Raw genomic sequence first — 19,983 nt, 5'->3', positions numbered from 1 at the left:
AGCGGCCTCCATCCCAGCACGCGTCCGCTCACTAATTAGGCCTCGCTCGAATTCGGCAATGGCCGCGAGCATATGGAAAGTAAAGCGCCCGCTCGACGAGCGCGTATCAATATATTCCGTCAGCGATACGACGCGGATCTTACGCTTGTCGAGCTGAGCCATGATGTTCGCTAGATGGCTGAGCGAGCGTCCGAGCCGATCGAGCTTCCAGACGACGAGCGTATCGCCGGTTGCCGTCACCTCCAGTACGCTGCGCAAGCCCGGTCGCTCGAACTTTGCGCCCGAAATTCCCTTGTCGAAATAGATCCCGTCGCATCCGAAGGTCTCGAGTGCTTTGATCTGCATATCGAGATGCTGTTCGTCGGTCGACACGCGCGCATATCCGACTTTTCTCCCCGTTTCGTACATGCCAGTCCCTCAGATCATTTCCATGTCTGAAAATGTATTTCGATATGCGTGGCTAGAGCCACCCTGGAATTTTAATCTTCAGCCTTCTCGGCTCTCGACTTGGAGGAGTGTATCCTCACGAAATTGTTAATAATGTTAAACATTGAAAATGACGCGCACGATTATTTAGCCTTATCCGTAATTCCTATAGCTTCATCAGATCATTCTCAATTCATCGATAAGAATTTCCCTACACGGATCGCCAAAATTCCTGAATTTGGTCACCGGAAATTTTTTTCGAAATCTGCGCTACATCGATCGCACGGCAACTTGTCAACGAGACGTTTTATTGGCCCGAATTAAATAATTTATAGATTATTTCTTTGAATCGACCAATGATAATCCCTCTCTTTGCGCAGGGAACACGGTGATTACCTTCCAAGGAACATGCAACGCGCGTGGCGCACTTGTCCCTGCTCGCGACGCTCCGGCCTACGATGCCGCGATCTGTCGCCGCGCAAATGCTTCACGGCGCGCATGCGCGGTAGGCAGCGAGATCATTCAGACCGGGTTGACGGGAAACGGAGGACCGGATGCCAGGGCTGCCGCCTCATCATGCGAGAAATGAGATGCCAAACAACACCCCGAGCACGACACCCACGAGCCGCCCCTGAAGGATTGCCTGCAACCGGCGTGCGTCGTAGGCCTTCATCGGCGAGCACTTCGCCTTGGCCAGCGCGATGACGGGCGGCACAATCAGCGCCGAGGTCACCAAGGCAACCCCGCCGACGACAGGCCGCCACCCATCGGCAGGCAACCGCGTGAGGGACTCGATCGAGTAACCTGCGAAGGGCACGGCGGCAGCGCCACAGACGAGCCCGAGCAGTACGACGCGGAACAGCGCATCGGTTTCGTAAGAGATATCCATGTCGTGCAGATCCTGATGGACCGGACGCGCAACGTGGAGAAAGATTCTCATGCCGCAGTTGCCGTTGCAGGACGATGCGCACGCGTTCGATCACGCGGGCCCAGTCCCTGGGCGTCCCCTACCCCAAGAACGTCTGGGCGGTGATCGATGCACGGGTCGGTCGCAACCAAGTCGTCGCTAGGTTAAAGCCTTCGCAGACCACATCCGCCTCAATTGAGATAGGTCACTCCATCTTGATGGCTCAGGTGTTGCAGCACGGGATCACCCGTGTGAGCAGCGATGAGATTCATCCCAGCTGGGAAATAGCGGTATCCGAATTCGTCGAGCATGCCTTTGATTGCTGTCTGATCGGATTTGATAATTTCGATCGCCAGTATCGGCTTGAGCGTCTGCAGCATGTGTCGGGCTCCGCGCAGCACGTCGACTTCCATCCCTTCGACGTCGAGCTTGAAGAAATCGACGCGTTCGAGTCCAAGCGAATCGATGCTGATCATCGGCACGCGCGTTCCGTTTGACGGGTCGTAAGAAATGCGCTGCCCGATATCTTCGGTGTTCCCTTGCTGGCGCAATTCGAGACTGCCGAAGCTGGCGTGCGCGAAATAGTCCGGTTGTGGAACGATCAATTCGCCGTTGTGCTCGCCCAGAGCGGCAAGCTTCGCGCGTGCATTCAGGCAGTTGTTGAGAGCGATGTTGCCCGCCAGCGCATAGTAGATGACCTCCTGCGCTTCAAAACTGAGCACGCGTCCCCAGCCGTGCATGTGACGAGCCCATTCGATCGTATGCACGCCAATGTTGGCTCCGCCATCGATCGCCACGACACCATCGCCGAAATACTGCTGCCGGCGGCTAAGCAGGGCAAGCGCGAAGGCGACTTCACTCACGTCATAGCTCGACTGTTGCAGGATCTGCTGTCCGACACCGTAGACGCCTCCGGAGGCGGCGACGTTGTAGTCGTTGCGATTGACGATCATCGTGCCATGATTCGAGGCTGCGAGTATGAAGGCAATGGGGCGATGGGGGAATGACATGCGACGGTGAGCCTTTCCAGGAAATTGTTCCGGTTGTCCGGTTCATCAAAATGTTCGCTTTATTGAACGCTCGTATAGAACCCGCCAGCGGGCATGAAAGGCGTCCGTTTTTGACTGGGCTTCATCGTCGACTCATTGAACCACAAGGGATTGAAGATCACGGCCCAAGAACCGCCATTCCGATAGGTAAAGCGTAATTTTCGATCTCGTACTATCAATATCAAATTTTTTGGCGAGATCTGCGGAGATATATCGATGAATGATTTTTTTGCGTCCGGATAAAGAATGTATCCACACCCCCTCTTCGAACTCCATCCAACATCAATTGACCTATTTTCGATAGTTTCATATTGGTGCTGACTTACTTGGCACAAACGATGACTTCCCTGCTCCGACATCTCCTGCAAAGCTGACGGGAAACGGAGGACTGAGTGCCACGGCCGCCTCATCTCGCGAGAAACGAGATGCCAAACAACACCCCGAGCGCGACACCCACGAGCCGCCCCTGAAGGACTGCCTGCAACCGGCGTGCGTCGTAGGCCCTCATGGGCGAGCGCTTCGCCCTGATCAGCGCGATGACGGGCGGCACAATCAGCGCCGAGGTCACCAAGGCAACCCCGCCGACGACAGGCCGCCACCCGTCGGCAGGTAACCTCGTAAGTGATTCGATCGCGTAACCCGCGAAGGGCACGGCAGCAGCGCCGCAGACGAGTCCGAGCAGTGCGCCGCGGAATAGCGCATCGGTTTCGTAAGAAATATCCATGGCATGCAGATCCTGATGGACCGGGTGCGCGACGCCAACGTCGGTGCTACAGGCAGCACGCAGCCGGTGAGCGTAGAGAAAGGGTTTCATGCCGGCACCTTCCGTTGCAGGGCGGTGCGCACGCGTTCGATCACGCTGGCCCAGTCCCCTGGCGTCTCCTGACGGAAGAGCCGCGCCGACGGGTACCACGGTGAATCGTCGCGACCGTCGAGCCATCGCCAGCAACCATCGAAGCGGCAGAGAATCCAGACGGGCTTCCCCAACGCGCCGGCGACATGAGCGACGGACGTGTCGGCGGTGATGATGACGTCGAGCGTAGAAATGATCGCCGCGGTGTCGGCAAAGTCGTCCACCTCCGGCATGGGATCGAGCGGGCGCAACCCGGCTGGAATGCCGGCCATCTGACTGCGCGCCGCCTCCCCCTTCTGGAGACTCACGAAGGTCGCACCGCGCACGGTCAGCAACGGCAGCAGGGCTGTGGCGTCGAGCGAACGCCGGCGATCGATCGCGCTGGCGCCCGGCATGTCCGGCCGAGGATCGCCCGCCCAGACGAGGCCCACCCGGAATCCGTCCGCTGAAATGCGACGACGCCACCGTGCCGCTTGAGCATACGATACGCGCAGATAAGGCACGTCTGCCGGCAGCGTCGCGAGCGTCGTCCCCGTGTGCAGCGGCAAGCTCATCAGCATGCAGGCATAGTCGTGTTCGGTCAGATGCGACGCGTCATCGTCCGGCACGCATTCGTCGACGCCCTCGAGCGTTTGCAACAATCGACACAGGGTGCGCGGGCAGACGAGCGTCAGTCTCGATGCCCCTTTCGCCTTCAAAACGGGAAGGTACCGAGCAAACTGCACGCAATCGCCCAGCCCCTGCTCGGCCCACACCACCATCGATTTGCCCGCCAGCGGCTGGCCCCGCCATTCCGGGAACCGCAGTGCGGGCCGCACGTGACAGTGCGCATCATCACCCCAGTGCGCCGATTCGCCGTATCGCGCCTCATACAGCGCCCAGCCCTCTTCATAGCGGCCCATCGCAAGCAGCACGAGGCTCAGATTGAACGCGGTGGGGGTGCGTTCCGGCGCGGCGGCCAGCGCTTCCCGCAAGTACCGTTCGGCTTCGGTCAGGCGCCCCGCGTCGTGTAGCAGCCGGCCGAGGTTATTCAACACCTCGACAGACCCCGGATCGCGTTCGAGCACGTGCCTGTAGCACGCTTCAGCTTCGGTATAGCGCTGCTGGCGATGCAGCAGCGCGCCCAATGCACCGCATGCGTCTTTCAGGTCCGGGGCGAGGCGCAATGCGTCGCGAAGGCAGGCCTCGCCCTCCGAGGCCCGACCGGTCGCTACGAAAAGCAGCCCGAGACCAAGATGCGCGACCGCGTCGTCGGGGTCGAGCGACATCGCGTGCCGGTAAGACCATTCGGCATCGGCCGCACGATCCGTTTCCTGCATCAGACCGGCGAGATAGACGTGGGCCGCTGCATGACGGGGCACCGCCGCGATCACGCGCCGGTAGCAATCCTCGGCCTCCGCGAACTGCCGGTTTCCGTGCAGAAGCAGACCCAGGTTGTAACGCGCGTCGACGTAGTCCGGCGCTCGTTGCAGCGCCGTACGGTAGCAGCGTTCGGCTTCGGTCGCGTCGCCCGCACGTTCGCGCAGCGCACCGAGATTGTTCAGGGCTTCCGGATGACCTGGGGCGAGCCGCAGCACCATCCGGTACAGTCGTTCCGCGTCGGACAACGACATGCGGCCATGCGCCGCGACCGCTTCCTCGAAGAGCCGGTTCGCGACGCCTGCCTGCCCGGGTACATCAGACGTGCGTGTCATCGCGCAATCCATCGTGAACGTCTCGAACATAACGCGGCCTGAATTGACTGCCCAGCCTGAAGGCAGGAATACGCCGGGCCGGCAGGCGGGGCCGCGAGCGCTGCAGGGCGCCGAGGCCCACGAGTTCATCGACCGCATCGGTCCATCGTCTGACCGTGAAGCCGCAAACCGCGCGCAAGTCGATGTCGGGAATGGGCCGCCGCTGACCGAAATCGAGCAATGGCACGACCAGCAACGCGACCAGGAAGGCATCGTCACTCAATGCATGCTCGACGAGCTGCGCAAGGAAGGTCCGTTGCGCATGCGAGAGTGCCTCATGCAATGTCTTGACCGACACAGCGCCCGGTATCGAGAAGTCATCGGGCACATCAATTGCAGTATCGCTTCGCATACAAGCCTCCCCACGCTCAAAGCGGCATGAATTCGACGCGCCGGTTGGCAAATTGGCCAGCGGCAGTCAGTGTGCCGGCCACCGGGCGGTCCTCGCCGACTCCCTGCGCGACCAGGGACGCAGCCGATACACCTGCATTCACGAGAAAATTGCGGATGGCATCGGCGCGCCGCTGCGTCAACCCGAGCAGCCCCGCGCCGTCGTTCGCACGGTCCGCATGGGCAATGATCGTGAACCGCAGCGCCTGATTGCGTACAGCACATGTCTTCATCAGCTGTGCAGACGTCGACAGGTTCTCGGTCGCAGACGGTGGCAGCCTGTCGTCGCCGGCGGCGAAATCGACGACCTGCCGGTTCAGTACAGCGGCCGCCTGCCCCGGGTTGCACATGGAGTCGGCCTGAAGCAGCGCGGCCATGGCATGCAGAAACGAATCGGTGGCCCGCGAGACCGCTGCGGCCTTGTCGAACACCTGCACGTCGAAAGCCGGCCCGAGCGTCTGCTGCAGACGTTGACGCCAGCCCTCCGCGTTATCCGGCGCCAGGCCGCCGAGCATCACGCGATGGCGCTCGACGGTGAGTTCGGCGCCCGGCACCGCGATGAACGGTAAAAGCGCATCGAGGTGGTCAAGCCAGACGGCGGCCCCCTTCCCGCCGGCCCTGAGCGATGCCGAAAAGTGCCCCTTGCCGAAGCGTGCCAGCAGGGGATCCACCACGGCCGGACGCTGATCGTCGCTGTCGAGCAGGGCCTGGACGGCAGGCGCTCCCAAAGCGTTCGTGTGCGCGACGAGCCACGTGTCGGCCGCAAGCGCTTCCGAGTCCGTGGCCTGCGCCTGGGCGGCGGGTTCGGCGGCAGCGGCGGCGCTCGCGGCCGCCGGCGTGACCGCACCGGAAGCCACGCTCGCATCGGCGGCTTGCGCAGTCGCGCGAGGCGCCGACGCAACCGACGTAGCCGGCGTCAGCATGGATATGACCTCGGCCCATGTATCGCGCTTCGCCCAGACGGCAAGCGCAACGACCGCAACGACAAGTATCAGCACCGGCACCCACAGTCGCGCACGTCGTCCGACCCGTGACGTCTGGCGAGGCGCGTCTGGATGCGAAGGCGCCGCATACGCAGGCGTCGCCATCGAGCCGGCGTAGTGCACGTCGTTCGCATAGACCTTCCCGGCCACGAAACGGGCATAGTCTGGTGCGTCCGGCCGCTTCGTATGCTGCGCGACCGTGACTTCGGCGTCTACGCCGGGCGCGGGGGCGGTGCCCAGGTCGGTCCGCAGTGGACGGTTGCCGGCGACGGCATCGGACGCCTCGTCCGGCGTCGCCCCGCCAGCGGGACCTTCGAAAGCCGGCGCGTCGGGCACGCGTGGATGGGCCGCAGCGAGGTGGTGCTCGTCCGCCCGCGCATGCGCCGCGATCGTATCGGCATTCGGCGCATCGTCCGAATGCCGGTGGGACACCTGCCGCGAGTGGAAGTCCGCCGCGACCGCGGCGAGCCGCACCGCGATCGTGTCGGCCAACGCACGAACATTCGGATACCCGAATAGTGTGGCGACGCCGTCGTCCATGCCGCTCGCAACAGAAGGAAGCTGGCTTGCCAGCAACCCGGGAAGCTGCGTGACGTCGCCCTGCTCTAGCAATACGTGATGCTTGATGAGCCCTGCAAGCATCGCTGCCGCGATGGAACAGAGCACACTTGCCGGCTGCGTCGGCACACCGGTGCGCACCGCGATGTGGTCGCTCAATGCCGCCACCGGTATGTCGGTCGCGCGGGTCGCGAGCACATGGCCCCGGTGCTCGAAATCCTTGAGTCCGGCGGTCGTCTCGACGAGATGCGCGCACTCGCTGCCGATACGTGCATTGCTGTCGCGCGACATCAGCGCGTCGAACACGGCCTGCGTATCCTCGCACCCATGTGCGGCGCGCACCGTGAGCGCAGCGACCAGCACCGGGCCGGCACTGCGGAGCACGTGTGCGACGACGTGTGGTGGCAGCCCCATCTGGTCCGCGATCCGCTGCAGTACGGCATCGTCGGCACACTGTTCCAGCGCCTGCGCAAGATTAATCCGTTTCAATGCACACCCCCGTAGTGCTTTTGGCCGTCATATCGACAGCCGTCCAATATCAGTTACATCCGCGGTCGCTTCCCGCCCCTTCGCCCATGCACCGCCTGCCCAGACGCAGTTGACGGTTGCCGGCGCCGCGCGATCTCCATAAGCAGTTCGCTGTCGTCAGTGAACCGCCAGTCGCCGCACTCGCCTCGGATGCGCACGCATCCGGCGTAGATCTGAATCACGACGTCGTCGCCCCATGCCTCCCGCAAGTGACGCAGCCTGGTCAGTTGGCCGTGGCTCAGGTAGAACGGCCAGTCGCATTGCCGTGCAAGGTGCTGCTCCACGTGCTGGCCGGGAAAGCGGAACGCATCCGGATGCGTTCCGGCAGGACCGGAAAGCTCGTCTTCCATGAGTGCGTCACGCGGCAGTCCGGCCGGCGATAGCGGCGTGCTTACGGTGCTCGCGTGCATGCTCGGCAAGGTCACCCGCAAGCGCGTCGAGAACCGGCGACCACCGCCCATACGCCGGCTGGCGGTAAAGCCGTGCCGTCGGGTACCACGGGCTGTCGGTGCGCTCGCTCATCCATGGCCAGTGCGGGTTCACATCGAGCAGCAGCCAGACGGGCACCCCTAGACCGCCAGCGAGATGGGCAATGGACGTACACACCGTGACGACCAGGTCGAGACTGCAGACGAGCGCGGCCGTATCGTCGAACGATGTCAGGTCCTCGGTGTGGTCGACCAGCTCAAGGCCGGCGTCGCGCATACGCTGCACGTCGGCCGCCGCATCGAGCTGCAGATTGACGAACGTCACGTCTTTGACGTCGGCAAATGCCTGGGCATAGGCGAGCGGATCGACCGAGCGCATGGCATTGCGCTGATGGCTGCGACTGCCTGTCCACACGAGTCCCACGCGCAGTTGGCCATCGCGCTTCAGGCGGGTATCCCAGGCACGGGTTTGCTCTCGATCGGCTTTCAGATACGGCGCCGGACCCGGCAGGTCGGCGAGCCCGATGCCGAGCACGAACGGAATGCTGGCGAGCGGCAGATGAAAATCGAACGATGGAAGCGGTCGCTGGTCATGGGCAACGATCGTCGGCACGCAATCGCCCAGACTGCGCACGAGCAGCGCGTGCAGGCTGTCGAAGCAACAGTAGACGAACGTGCCGCCCTCCTGCTCGACGCGCGCAGCGATGGCCGGTACGAAACGTGCGAATTGCAGCACGTCGCCGTTGCCCTGCTCCCCCCATACAAAGAGCGTCTTGCCGGCCAGCGGCTCGCCGTTCCACCTCGGCGCAGGCATGTTCGGCACGACGTCGCGCAATTCGGGCGAGCCATTCCAGCGCGCCTCATGGCTGCGCCAACCCTGTTCGTAGTCGCCCAGCATGAGTTGCAGCATCGCTCTCGTCCAGACGAGCGAGGCATTCTGCGGGTCGAGCGCGAGCGCGCGCTCGGCGACGGCGAGCGCAGCCGGAAACGCCTGCAGCTCGCGCAGCACATACGAATAGGTCTGCAGCGCGCTGACGTAGTTCGGCGCCAGCGCACAGGCGCGTTCGGCCGCGACGAGACTATCGTCGATCTCGCCCGTCCGCAGAAGCGCGGTGGCGAGATTAGTCCAGGCAAGCGCGTGATCCGGATCCTCGGCGAGCGTGGCTTCCAGCAGTTCTCTTGCTTCGGTGTATTGCCGCAGTTCGAGGTGCGCGGCGCCCATGTTGTTACGCAGCATCGGCAGGCGTGGATCGAGCCGCATCGCGTGGCGATAGGCGTCCAGCGCCTGCAGGTGATGACGAGTCTGCTGATGCGCGAGGCCGAGGCGAAACCAGGTATGCGCGTCTTCGGGGGCACGCTCGCAGCGAACCATCGCGATATCCCGAGCGTCGTCGTGGCGACCGAGCCGCAGCAGCACGTCGATCCAGTCCACCATCCAGTCGTCGCCGCGCGCGCCCTCATCCCATGCACGCTGAAACCAACCGTTCGCGCCAGTATCGTCGCCCAGGCGGACGGCAAGGCGCCCGCGCTCGATCAGTGCGTCGACGTTCGCCGCGTCGACCTCCAGCGCGCGGTCGAGCAGGTACCTTGCCTCCTCGAAGCGGCCACGCAAACACCACAGGCGGCTGGCGATCACCAGTTCCTGCGGCCGCTTCGAATCCATGACGCGATGCGCGTCGAGCAATCGCCACGCGGCAATCAGCTCGCCGCGCGGGATCATCGCTTCCACCTTGTTCAGCCACGTCATTGAGTTTATCTCTCCACGCATAGACGGACGGTGTGCCGATCAGCCAACTAGGGGGCCAACGGCGCCACGAGTCCAAGTAACAGTCCCGCAAGACGGACGCACCACAGCCGGTACGGAGGGCGGTCGAGTCCGCCCGGGGGCGGCCAGCGGTGCAAAACGCGTCGCACGAGAAGCGGGCCGGCGAACAGCGCGCCGGCAGCCAACGCACCCGCCAGCACTGCGCGCCCGGCCGGCGAAGCGGCATGACGAATCGGCACGTGAGACACCAGTTCCGCAACGGCGAGCGAGGCCTCCCACGACATGAGGAAACCCAGCGTCAGATTGGCCGTCAGCGCACCGCGACACGTCTGCGTAAGCGCGCTTCGCATCTGCACCGCCATCGCGTGCGCCTACGCCCAGCGCAGCAGGCGCAGTACGAACAGCAGCACTACGGCCCCTCCGATCGCCACGATCACGGAAGAGACAAAGCCGCTGCCTACACTGATGCCGATGACCGATGCCAGCCATCCGCCAATGAATGCGCCTGCAATACCGACGAGGATGTCAACGACAAGCCCGAACCCGCCCCCCTTGACGATCAGCCCAGCAATCCATCCCGCAATGGCCCCAACGGCCAGCCACACTACGCATTGCTCGAGCGTCATATCCGTTCTCCCTTTCGATGATTGACGGCGCCGGCAACATGCCGGTGCCACGCGCTGCACTGCCCTGCCGTACTCCCTGCTTCCCTGCCACTACATTGCGATGCGGCGCGGCGTCCGTCTCGTCCGCCGTGCTCGACGCCCGTCACTGCGCCACCAGTGCCGCCGCATGCTGTGGACGAATCACCGCGTTGGCCGCCAGTCGGTCGACCAGCGTCTTGAACGCGTCGTCACGTTGCTGCGCCTCGAGCGAGGTACGAAGCGACTCGCGCACTGCGTCGTACGGCGGAATCACCGTCGGTCGCCGTGCGTCAAGACGCGCGATAACGTAGTGGCCAGCTGCCGCGATCGGCTCCGGTGTCACCTCACCCGCCTTCAGCGTCGGGAGCACCTGGGCCAGCGGCAGCGGCAAGCCCTGCGTATGCCCCTCCACCGCGGGCGTGCGGAAGCTCACCCAGCGGGGCGTGCCGTCGCCTTGCGCCGCGACGCCCGTTTGCGCGGCAACCTTCGCAAACGGCTCGCCCGCGCGAACGCGCATCAGCGCGAACCGCGCCGCGGGTTCGTCCGCGAGCGTCATCACGCTGACCTGGTATTCGTCCGTTCCAGCCTCCCTCGCGATGGCCTCATAGCGTTCGCGCACCTGGGCATCGGTAACGGGCTGCAGTTGCAGATGCTGTGCCGCGTAGAGTCGGTTCTCCGTGTCGACCTTCGCCTTTCGAATGGCTTGTCGCACGACCTCGGTGTCGCCGAGTCGGTCACGCTCCGCCGCCTGACGGATCAGCTCCCGCGCCACCAGACCGTTCAGAATCTGCTGCCGAGCTGCGGGCGTGTCCGGCTGGCGGGTTGCCCTCAGCGCTTCATCGACGGCGGTGCGATGCAACGGCACCCCATTGACGGTCGCAACGACCTCGTCCGCGTTCGCCTGTGCGGTTTGCGCATGCGCGGCAATTGCCAGCACGATGGCGATGGTTCGAATCGCCGCACCATGGCGTCGGCGTGCGGTTTTTTTTGCAGCATTCCTCATCGTCGTGTTTATCCCCGTCAGTTGGTCAGTGTTACCCCCGCCCGCGCCGACCCCGCGGCGAAGAGCGCGCCGAGCAGTTCGTCGTAGCGGGCAATCAGTGGTTCGTGGGTGGCAAGAAACGGGCTAATCGCGTGGCGCTGGCGCACGCGATAGGCCTCCCAGTCGTCGTTGTGATGCGCGAGCGCCTGCGCGAGCTGACGCGCGCCCTCGCTCACGTCGTTACCCGGATAGAAGTAGCCCACCTCATTGCACAGATGTGCGTTGTGAACCAGCGCATAGCCGTTCCAACACACGTCGAAATAGAAGTAATTGAGCGCGAGTCCCCACTGATGGGACACGACGACGTCGGTGTGTTCCGACAGAAACTGCGGCGTGTCGTGCCGATCCACGAAGCTCACGCGGCCGTCGCGCACGAGGTCGAGGTAATGCGCGATGCCGATGAACTCCGGGCTCGTACGGGCGAGGTGCGCCGCGTTCGTGATGTGCACATAGCCGATCTTCTGCGGGGCGCTGCGGTAGGCACTCTCGGCGATGAGCAACGGGTACAGGCAGAACTTCAGCACGTCGATGTTGGCTTCCATCACCGAAACGCGCATCGGCGCCTGCTGCGGGCGGTATTCGCCGGCGAACGGCAGCTCGCGCGAACGCATCTCCAGGCACATCGGATCCCACACGAACGGCACCTCGCGCGCCCGGCACCGCCGCAGCACGGCAAAGAAATCCGCGCTCGTTTCCATGACCTGGGGAATCACCCACACCTCGTCGTAGTGCTGATTGATGAACACCGAGTCGCACATCCTGCGCGAGAAGATCATGGCCTCGATCATCTGCACGTACTCGGGACCACAGCAGTAGCTCACGAGCTTCGTGCCGCGCGCCTTCAGGTATGCGGTCTGATGGGCGTCGATCTGGCCGCCCAGTTCGATCAGCACGTCGAGGTCGTCCTTGGCATCGGCAAAGCTGCGCACGGGAAAGCGCGTCAAGTCCCACGGCAACGCCGACGTGATCGCAACGTCGGTCGTATTGACCAGCGTCACCCGGTGCCGCAGCGGCGAGTGCTGGAACAACTTGCACAGGTACAGCGCGTTCTGTTTGATGCCGTTGATCCACAGGCTTTCGGCGGCATCCCGCAGGCCGATCGTGATGCCGATGCGCAGCCCGCGCGGGCATGGACCGTTCATGTTTTCTCCCGAATGTCAGGCGCGATACAGGCGGGGCAGGCAAAGCCAGGCCATGTATGCGCAGGTGTTGGTGTCTTCATGGCCAGAGGGCCGCGATGGCGGCGCCGTAGTGCTCGACGTTCGACGGTGCCAGCGGGTCGAGCGTCGCGAGAAAAGTGCGAGCCGCACTGCGGTAGTCGGCAAGCTGCGCGTCGTGGACGGCGAAAGCCTCGCGCAATGCAAGCGCCGCCCCTTCGCAATCGAAATCCTCATAGCGGTATCCGCATCCGCCCAGCAGCGCCGAGTTGTGCACGAGCGGATAGCCGCCGTGCAGCGCCTCGTAGTACAGGTAGTTCTGCGCGTTCTCCCAGTGGTGCGAGACGATCGCTTCGGCCTGCCGCGTGAGAATCTCGTAGACCGGCACGCGCGGCTCGAACGTGGCCCGCCCCTGCGTGACGAGATCGAGGCTGCGGGCGAAGCCGACGAACTGCGCATCGCCCTTGAGCTCCATGGTGTTGAAAACGCGCAGGTACTCGATCATGCCGGGCTGCTGCCGGTGGGCCAGATCGGCCGCGAGCATCGGAATATGCGAGGTCTTGACCATGCAGATGTTCGGCTCGAGGATCGCGAGGCGCCAGCGTTCGCGCCCCGGCTCGTACCCGAAAGCACGGCCGCCGTCGGGAGTGCGCGCCGCATGCTCGAGCAACGCCGGGCTCCACAGGTGCTGCATCGCCGCGACAGGCGCACGCAACGCGCTGCCGTAATAAGCCCCGCAGGTGCGCATGAAGGCAGGCAAGGTCCAGAGCGCGTCGTAGGGCGTACCGGATATCAGCATGCCGGATGGCCGGTCGAACATCATGCGCTCGATGTCGATCACGTAATCGTTGGCCACACGCATGCCGACGATCTTCCCGCCGCGCGCCCGGAACGCTCTTCCCCATTCCGGATCCAGTTGCGCGCTCAGTTCGATGACCACGTCGAGCGAGCGTTGCGCCGTCGCCAGGTCGATCACCGGAACCGGTGCGAGGGCCAGGAAGTCCTGTGCCTCGGCCGGATCGCCGTCGCCGCCGTTGACGAGATAGGCGGCTTCCACGAGCGGCGAATGCGCCAGCAGCGTGGCCAGGAAATAGCAGTTCTGGAAAATGCCGTTCTCCCAGATCGACTGGAAGCCGCGGCGCAAGAAAATCGTCACGCCTACCTTGAGGCGCCGGCCGTTCAGCATGACGCCCTCCGCGAGTCGGCATGCGACGTCAATGCAAGCAACTGCCGCGCATAGTGCGAACCGTTCGCGGCACTGCGCGGCGAGAGCGTGGCGAGGAAGCTGCGTGCGCGCCGCACGTAGCTGTCGTGGTCGGCATCGTGATACCGCGCGGCGCGACTGAGTTGCGACGCGCCCGCGTCGATATCCGAATCCGGGTAGTAATAGCCGACGTCGCGGAGCCACGGCGAGTTGTGCACGAGCGGATACCCGCCATACAACGCATCGAGGTACACGATGTTCTGCTCGTTCTGCCACTGGTGCGAGACGACCGCGTCCGCATGCTGGCTCATGAAGCCCACGAAGTCGTGGCGGCCGTCGAGCCGCACGCGCTCGCGATGATTCAGGTCGAGCGAACGCAGCAGGAACGCAAACGACGGATGCGCCTGCATCTGCACGCTGTTGAGCACATGCAGGCGGGCAATGGCTGCCGCGTCGGTGCGGAACGCCCGGTCGCACACGAGCATCGGCACCACACAGCACTTCACGACGGAGATGTTCGGCTCGAACACCGCCACACGCAGCCCGCGCGGCGTGCCGTCGCCGTCGCCGCGCACCGGCCGCGGTTCGTAGCCGAAGCGAAGGCCGGCGGCGCCCATGGCGGCGGAGCGTTGCTCGATAAACGTGCTGTCCCACAGAAACGGCACTTCGAACACCGGGCAGCGATGCAGCGTACGCAGCATGGCCGCGAACACGCGGTCCTTGCCGAGAACCCAGATCTCGTCGCACCGCGTGGCCTTGGTGAAATAGCCGCCGCGCGCGAATACGCTCGGCTCGACCAGGCCCACGTACGGCTGGCCGCAGCAGAAAAACACGACCTTCGATCCGCGTGCGCGCGCGTAGTCGAGCCACTCGACGTCGAGACCGCCGCCCATCTCGAATATCACATCGGGCGGTTCATCCAGATCGTGCGGCGAGACGAGCGGCAGCCCGGCGGCAAGTGTCTCGGCTTCCGCCGCGACGCGCGGCTGGTCGCCGCAGTTGAGCAGCACGATGCCGGTGACGAACGGCAGCGTCTGCAGCAATTGCACGAAGTAGCAGACATTCTGTCCGAGTCCGTTCTCCCATATGCTCTGTCCGGCATGGGTCAGCACGGAGATTCCGATCTTCATCGTGTTCCGAGGTCCAGTGGAGTTGACTGTCGTGGTGCTTCTCGACGTCCCGATACGCATGAACGCGGCGCCATGCGCCGCGCTGCGGAAAAAGAACGGACCGCCTCGGGGGGGCAGCGGTCCGCCGAACGTCCGCGTACCGCTTGCGGACGACACCATCGCGCTGGGGGGCGCTTACTCCAGCGTGATGTCCACACGGCGGTTCTGTGCCCTGCCGGCCGCCGTCGCGTTGGTGGCGACCGGATCGCTCGCGCCAAAGCCGCGCGTCTCGAACCGCTTCGCCTGCAAACCGTGATCGCGCAAGTACTGCGCCACGGACTGCGCACGTCGCTCCGACAACCCCAGGTTGTGAGCTGCCGACCCTCGCGAATCCGTGTAGCCGTTCACCGTGACCGTGTTGAACGTCATGCCGCGCGCCTGGTCGATCAGCGCATCGAGCTTGGCGCGCGCGTCGGGACGCAGCGTCGCCTTGTCGGTGTCGAACGTCGCATCGCCGGCCAGCGTGACGTGCTTCGGCGCAGGCGGCGCAGGCGGCGGGGGCGGAGGCACCGGAACGGGCTGCGGCGCCGGCTGCGCGGGTTGCGGAACCGGCCCGCACTGGAACGTCAGGACGCGCACGTCACGCGTGGTATCGGCATCCGCGATCGGAGCCACCTGCTCGATCGGACGCACCTGCTGCGTGCCGCATATCTCCGCGGCCTTCGAATAACAGGTGCCCTGCCCCTCGAAGATGCCGTGACAGTCGATCCGGAACGCGCGCTGCCCGTTGGGCAGCCCCACCGAATACCCGTTCCACGTCGGCCCCTGCGATGTCGAGCACGCCGCGAGCACCATCGTCGCAACGAGCGTTGCCGCCACTTTTTTTGCCATCTCTCTTGCTCCCGCTGTCATCGTTGTTTGCCGGCGGCGACACGTCAGCCGTGTCGCCGCCGGACCTCGGGTTACCACTGGTAGCTGATACCGCCGCCGAATGAATACCCGGCACTGCTCGCTCCCACCCCGCCGCGCAGCTTCAGGTTGTTCGTGATGCGCGCGGTGAAGCCAATCGCCGTTGCCCCATAACCCTGGAAGCTCGCTCCGCCGATACCCACCGCCAACGACTTGCCGGCATCGACATCCGGGATCATCGACAGCGCGGTGGCCGCCGCCACGCCGCCATACGCCTTGCGGGCGATACTCGTGATGCTTTGCTGCACGCCCTGCAACTGCGACACGTTGACGGCATCGGTCGGATTCACGCCAGGCGCGACGTTGGTGATGCGCCGCTCGCTACCCTGCGAGCCGACCGATACCGTGTTGGCCTCGTTCGCGATCGAACCCGCACCAAGCGCTATCGAGTTCGGTGCGCTGGCCGACGCGCCCAGGCCCAGCGCCACCGCACCGCTGCCGGACGCGACCGATTTCGCGCCCAGAGCCGTCGCGCCATTGCCCGCGGCCGTGGCCCCGTCGCCCAGCGCCGAGCTGCTCGTGCCGCTCGCCATCGCGCCGGTGCCGATGGCCACAGCGTTCACGCCGCTGGCGCCGTCGTTGTTGTAGTTGCCCTGCTGCGTGCCGTTGTCGTTGATGCTCACGTAGTGAGGCTTCGAGTTGGTGATCGCCGTGGACAGCGAAATCACCGCGGTTGAAGTCGACGTGGACAACGACGACACATTGCTGTTGGTGGTGGACAACCCTGTCGAGAGCGAACTCGCGGTCGTCGATGTCGAGGTGGACAGCGACGAGACCGTGCTGTTGGTGCTCGACAAGCCCGTCGAGAGCGAACTGGCGGTGGTCGAAGTCGAGGTGGACAGCGACGCCGTGCCGGTCCCGATGGTGCTGATCGAGGTCGACAGCGACGTCAGGCTGCTGTTGGTGCTCGACAAGCCGGTCGACAGCGAGCTGATGCCCGTTGAAGTCGACGTCGAGAGCGACGTCACCGAACTGTTGGTGCTCGACAGGCCGGTGGAGAGCGAACTGATCCCGGTGGACAGCGAACTGACGCCGGTGGACAGCGAGCTGATGCCGGTAGACGTCGACGTCGACAGCGACACGACCGAACTGTTGGTGCTCGACAGGCCGGTAGACAGCGAACTCACGGCGGTCGACGTCGAAGTCGACAGCGACGTCACAGTGCTGTTGGTGCTCGACAGGCCGGTGGAGAGCGAACTCACCGCCGTGGACGTCGAGGTCGACAGCGAGCTGATACCGGTCGAGGTCGACGTCGACAGCGAGTTCACCGCCTGGTTGGTCGCGAACAGCTGCGAGCCGTTGATCGCGTCGGTACTCGTCGCGCTCACCCGACCTGCTGCCACGTTCGTGATCTGCCGCTCGGCGCCCGGTGCGCCCACGCTCACCACGCTCGTCGGGCTCGTGCCCGCATAGCTGTAGGTCGTGCCACCGATCGTGCCGGTGGCCGTCGGGTTGGCCGCAGCCGTCACCGAACCGCTGCCCAGCGCGACAGCGCCCGCATTGGCGGCCGTTGCGCCCGAGCCGATTGCAACGGCATCCGCGCCCGCTGCGTTCGCGTTGTTGCCCACGGCCACGCCCGCCGCACCCGCGGCCGTCGCCCCCGTACCCGCAGCCAGCGCGTTCACGCCCGTGGCGCCGTCGTTGTTGTAGTTGCCCTGCTGCGTGCCGTTGTCGTTGACGCTGTAGTAGTGCGTCTTGCTCGCCGAAATCGCCGTCGACAACGAACTCGTTGCCGTCGAGCTCGACGTCGACAGCGACGTCACCGAGCTGTTTGTGCTCGACAGGCCCGTGGAGAGCGAGCTTGCCGTGGTCGACGTCGAGGTGGACAGCGAAGCGATGTTGCTCGTCGCAGTCGACAGCCCCGTGGACAACGAGCTGACGCCGGTCGACAGCGAGCTGACGCCCGTGGACAACGAGCTCACGCCGGTCGACAACGAACTAGCCGTCGTCGAAGTCGACGTCGAGAGCGACGTCACCGAACTGTTGGTGCTCGACAGGCCGGTCGAGAGCGAGCTGATCCCGGTCGACAGCGAACTCACGCCCGTGGACAGCGAACTCGCCGTGGTCGAGGTCGACGTCGACAGCGACGTCACGCTGCTGTTCGTGCTGGACAGCCCCGTCGACAGCGAGCTCACGCCGGTGGAGAGCGAACTCGCCGTGGTCGACGTCGAGGTGGACAGCGAAGCGATGTTGCTCGTCGCCGTCGACAGCCCCGTGGACAACGAACTGACACCGGTCGACAGCGAGCTGACGCCCGTGGACAACGAACTCACGCCGGTCGACAACGAGCTGGCCGTCGTCGAAGTCGACGTCGAGAGCGACGTCACGCTGCTGTTCGTGCTCGACAGGCCGGTTGAGAGCGAGCTCACGCCCGTGGACAACGAACTCACACCGGTCGACAACGAACTGGCCGTTGTCGAAGTCGACGTCGAGAGCGACGTCACGCTGCTGTTCGTGCTCGACAGGCCGGTTGAGAGTGAACTCACGCCGGTCGACAACGAACTGGCCGTCGTCGAGGTCGACGTCGAGAGCGAGCTCACGCCCGTGGAGAGCGACGCGATACTGCTCGTGGTCGACGAAACGGAGCTGGACAACGATCCAATCCCCGTGGACAGCGATGCGACCGTGCTGTTGGTGCTCGACAATCCGGTGGACAACGAACTTGCTGTCGTCGACGTTGAAGTCGAGAGCGAGCTGATGCCGGTCGAGGTCGACGTCGACAGCGAATTTACTGCCTGATTGGTCGCGAAAAGTTGCGAGCCATTGACTGCGTCGGTACTCGTCGCGCCCACCTGACCCGCAGCCACGTTCGTGATCTGCCGTTCGGCGCCCGGTGCGCCCACGCTCACCACGCTCGTCGGACTCGCGCCCGCGAAGCTGTAAGTCGTGCCGCCGATCGTGCCGGTGGGCGTCGGGTTCGCTGCGGCCGTGACCGAACCGCTGCCCAGTGCGACAGCGCCCGCATTGGCCGCCGTCGCGCCAGCACCCAGCGCCATCGCGTTTGTACCTGAGGCAAGCGAGCCCGTACCAAACGCTGCGCTCGCCGTTCCCGATCCCGTGGCGTTGTAGCCGATAGCAGTGGCATCGGTGCCGAGCGCCGACGCTCCCGAACCGATTGCGGTGCCAGGGTCACCAGCCATCGCTCCCGCGCCGATTGCGACGCCGCCCGCACCTCCGCTCGGCCCATTCGCCACCACGGCAGCGCGGGTGCCGATCGCAATGCTGTCGGTGCCGGTAGTGGGCGTCGTTGCGCCGAAGCCTTCCGCAATGCTACCGGCCCCCGCAGCTGTCGAACCCGAGCCCAATGCAAGTGCGTTGGCTCCCGCAGCATTCGTGTTGTGACCAATCGCCGTAGCACTTACACCCGCTGCGGTTGCGGCGACCCCTGCAGCCATCGCGTTGACACCCGTGGCGCCGTCGTTGTTGTAGTTCGCCTGCTGCGTGCCGCCGTCGTTGACGCTGTAGTAATGCGTCTTGCTCGCCGAGATCGCCGTCGACAACGAACTCGTTGCCGTCGAACTCGATGTGGACAGTGAGGTTACGCTGCTGTTCGTGCTCGACAGCCCCGTGGACAACGAGCTGACGCCGGTGGACAACGAGCTCGCCGTGGTCGACGTCGAGGTCGACAACGACGTGATGTTGCTGCTCACGCTCGACAGACCCGTCGACAGCGAGCTTGCGGTGGTCGACGTCGAGGTCGACAACGAACTCACCCCAGTCGACAACGAGCTTGCGGTGGTCGACGTGGACGTCGACAGCGAGCTGACGCCGGTGGACAGCGAGCTTGCGGTGGTCGACGTGGACGTCGACAGCGAACTCACCCCGGTCGACAACGAGCTTGCGGTGGTCGATGTGGACGTCGACAGCGAGCTGACGCCGGTGGACAGCGAGCTCGCCGTGGTCGACGTCGAGGTCGACAGCGAACTCACGCCGGTGGACAACGATGCGATGCTGCTCGTGACCGTCGACACCGAGCTGGACATCGATCCGATCCCCGTGGACAGCGAAGTCACGGCCTGATTCGTGGCGAAGAGCTGCGAACCGTTGATCGCATCGGTGCTCGTCGCGTCAACGCGCCCTGCCGCCACGTTCGTGATCTGACGCTCCGCGCCCGGCGCGCCCACGCTCACCACGCTCGCCGGCGTCGTGCCTGCGTAGCTGTAGGTGATGCCGCCGATCGTGCCGGTGGCCGTCGGGTTGGCCGCAGCCGTCACCGAACCGCTGCCCAGCGCCACCGC

At 64.7% G+C, this 19,983-nt stretch carries 18 protein-coding genes and 2 pseudogenes; 2 read left to right on the top strand and 18 right to left on the bottom strand.

Annotated elements, in window-relative coordinates; genetic code table 11:
- The 16 genes from BT264_RS34065 to BT264_RS40275 form a co-directional block, all read right to left on the bottom strand.
- Nucleotides 1-408 (bottom strand): recombinase family protein (locus BT264_RS34065; RefSeq protein ID WP_072467063.1); only part of this gene is annotated, 408 nt, incomplete at its 3' end.
- 592 nt (nucleotides 409-1,000) lie between these two features.
- A complete protein-coding gene (locus BT264_RS34060) occupies nucleotides 1,001-1,315 on the bottom strand; it encodes a hypothetical protein (RefSeq protein ID WP_218173365.1) in 315 nt (104 codons plus the stop codon).
- A gap of 209 nt (nucleotides 1,316-1,524) precedes the next feature.
- Nucleotides 1,525-2,343, bottom strand: coding sequence for an FkbM family methyltransferase (locus BT264_RS34055; RefSeq protein WP_072444827.1), 819 nt, complete (start codon nucleotides 2,341-2,343; stop codon nucleotides 1,525-1,527).
- A gap of 445 nt (nucleotides 2,344-2,788) precedes the next feature.
- On the bottom strand, nucleotides 2,789-3,196 hold the full coding sequence (locus BT264_RS34050) for a hypothetical protein (RefSeq protein ID WP_072444825.1): 408 nt from the start codon (nucleotides 3,194-3,196) through the stop codon (nucleotides 2,789-2,791).
- Nucleotides 3,193-4,959 carry a tetratricopeptide repeat protein gene (locus BT264_RS34045; protein WP_256260756.1) on the bottom strand — a complete coding sequence of 589 codons (1,767 nt, stop codon included), beginning with the start codon at nucleotides 4,957-4,959 and terminating at the stop codon, nucleotides 3,193-3,195. The genes BT264_RS34050 and BT264_RS34045 overlap by 4 nt, the downstream gene beginning before the upstream one ends.
- Complete coding sequence (locus BT264_RS34040) at nucleotides 4,913-5,320, bottom strand: hypothetical protein (RefSeq protein WP_072444821.1); 408 nt, start codon at nucleotides 5,318-5,320, stop codon at nucleotides 4,913-4,915. Before BT264_RS34040 ends, BT264_RS34045 begins: the two co-directional genes overlap by 47 nt.
- Nucleotides 5,321-5,336: 16 nt before the next feature.
- Nucleotides 5,337-7,388 carry an OmpA family protein gene (locus BT264_RS34035; RefSeq protein WP_072444819.1) on the bottom strand — a complete coding sequence of 684 codons (2,052 nt, stop codon included), beginning with the start codon at nucleotides 7,386-7,388 and terminating at the stop codon, nucleotides 5,337-5,339.
- A gap of 53 nt (nucleotides 7,389-7,441) precedes the next feature.
- Nucleotides 7,442-7,777, bottom strand: a complete 336-nt coding sequence (locus BT264_RS34030; protein ID WP_072444817.1) for a hypothetical protein — start codon at nucleotides 7,775-7,777, stop codon at nucleotides 7,442-7,444.
- A gap of 7 nt (nucleotides 7,778-7,784) precedes the next feature.
- Nucleotides 7,785-9,602, bottom strand: a complete 1,818-nt coding sequence (locus BT264_RS34025; RefSeq protein WP_072444815.1) for a tetratricopeptide repeat protein — start codon at nucleotides 9,600-9,602, stop codon at nucleotides 7,785-7,787.
- A 389-nt stretch (nucleotides 9,603-9,991) separates the two neighbouring features.
- Nucleotides 9,992-10,246: a GlsB/YeaQ/YmgE family stress response membrane protein gene (locus BT264_RS34015; RefSeq protein WP_072444811.1), complete on the bottom strand. Its 255-nt coding sequence runs from the start codon at nucleotides 10,244-10,246 to the stop codon at nucleotides 9,992-9,994.
- A 142-nt stretch (nucleotides 10,247-10,388) separates the two neighbouring features.
- Nucleotides 10,389-11,267, bottom strand: a complete 879-nt coding sequence (locus BT264_RS34010; protein ID WP_072444809.1) for a peptidylprolyl isomerase — start codon at nucleotides 11,265-11,267, stop codon at nucleotides 10,389-10,391.
- 17 nt (nucleotides 11,268-11,284) lie between these two features.
- Entirely contained in the window at nucleotides 11,285-12,448 is a 1,164-nt protein-coding gene (locus BT264_RS34005) for a DUF2827 domain-containing protein (protein WP_072444808.1), read from the bottom strand.
- Nucleotides 12,449-12,524: 76 nt separating this feature from the next.
- On the bottom strand, nucleotides 12,525-13,649 hold the full coding sequence (locus BT264_RS34000; RefSeq protein ID WP_072444806.1) for a DUF2827 domain-containing protein: 1,125 nt from the start codon (nucleotides 13,647-13,649) through the stop codon (nucleotides 12,525-12,527).
- Nucleotides 13,643-14,797, bottom strand: a complete 1,155-nt coding sequence (locus tag BT264_RS33995) for a DUF2827 family protein (RefSeq protein ID WP_072444804.1) — start codon at nucleotides 14,795-14,797, stop codon at nucleotides 13,643-13,645. The genes BT264_RS34000 and BT264_RS33995 overlap by 7 nt, the downstream gene beginning before the upstream one ends.
- Nucleotides 14,798-14,971: 174 nt before the next feature.
- A complete protein-coding gene (locus tag BT264_RS33990; protein WP_072444802.1) occupies nucleotides 14,972-15,667 on the bottom strand; it encodes an OmpA family protein in 696 nt (231 codons plus the stop codon).
- A gap of 71 nt (nucleotides 15,668-15,738) precedes the next feature.
- Nucleotides 15,739-16,368 carry a YadA family autotransporter adhesin gene (locus tag BT264_RS40275; RefSeq protein ID WP_143156754.1) on the bottom strand — a complete coding sequence of 210 codons (630 nt, stop codon included), beginning with the start codon at nucleotides 16,366-16,368 and terminating at the stop codon, nucleotides 15,739-15,741.
- A 1,072-nt stretch (nucleotides 16,369-17,440) separates the two neighbouring features.
- Between BT264_RS40275 and BT264_RS39680 the strand changes: the two genes are divergently transcribed.
- On the top strand, nucleotides 17,441-18,484 hold the full coding sequence (locus BT264_RS39680) for a hypothetical protein (protein WP_083534325.1): 1,044 nt from the start codon (nucleotides 17,441-17,443) through the stop codon (nucleotides 18,482-18,484).
- 5 nt (nucleotides 18,485-18,489) lie between these two features.
- Here BT264_RS39680 and BT264_RS40615 read toward each other — a convergent pair.
- Nucleotides 18,490-19,146: pseudogene (locus BT264_RS40615) on the bottom strand (hypothetical protein); the annotation flags it as partial.
- 73 nt (nucleotides 19,147-19,219) lie between these two features.
- Here BT264_RS40615 and BT264_RS40260 point away from each other — a divergent pair.
- A complete protein-coding gene (locus BT264_RS40260; protein ID WP_072444798.1) occupies nucleotides 19,220-19,765 on the top strand; it encodes a hypothetical protein in 546 nt (181 codons plus the stop codon).
- A 5-nt stretch (nucleotides 19,766-19,770) separates the two neighbouring features.
- Here the strand turns inward: BT264_RS40260 and BT264_RS40255 are convergent.
- Nucleotides 19,771-19,833 (bottom strand): annotated as a pseudogene (locus tag BT264_RS40255) (hypothetical protein); the annotation flags it as partial.
- Nucleotides 19,834-19,983 lie beyond the last annotated feature (150 nt).

The sequence above is a fragment of the Burkholderia sp. NFPP32 genome, assembly GCF_900119325.1.
Taxonomy (GTDB): domain Bacteria; phylum Pseudomonadota; class Gammaproteobacteria; order Burkholderiales; family Burkholderiaceae; genus Burkholderia; species Burkholderia pyrrocinia_C.
Note: the sequence above shows the minus strand (reverse complement) of the source record. Positions and strands in the feature narration are given on the sequence as shown.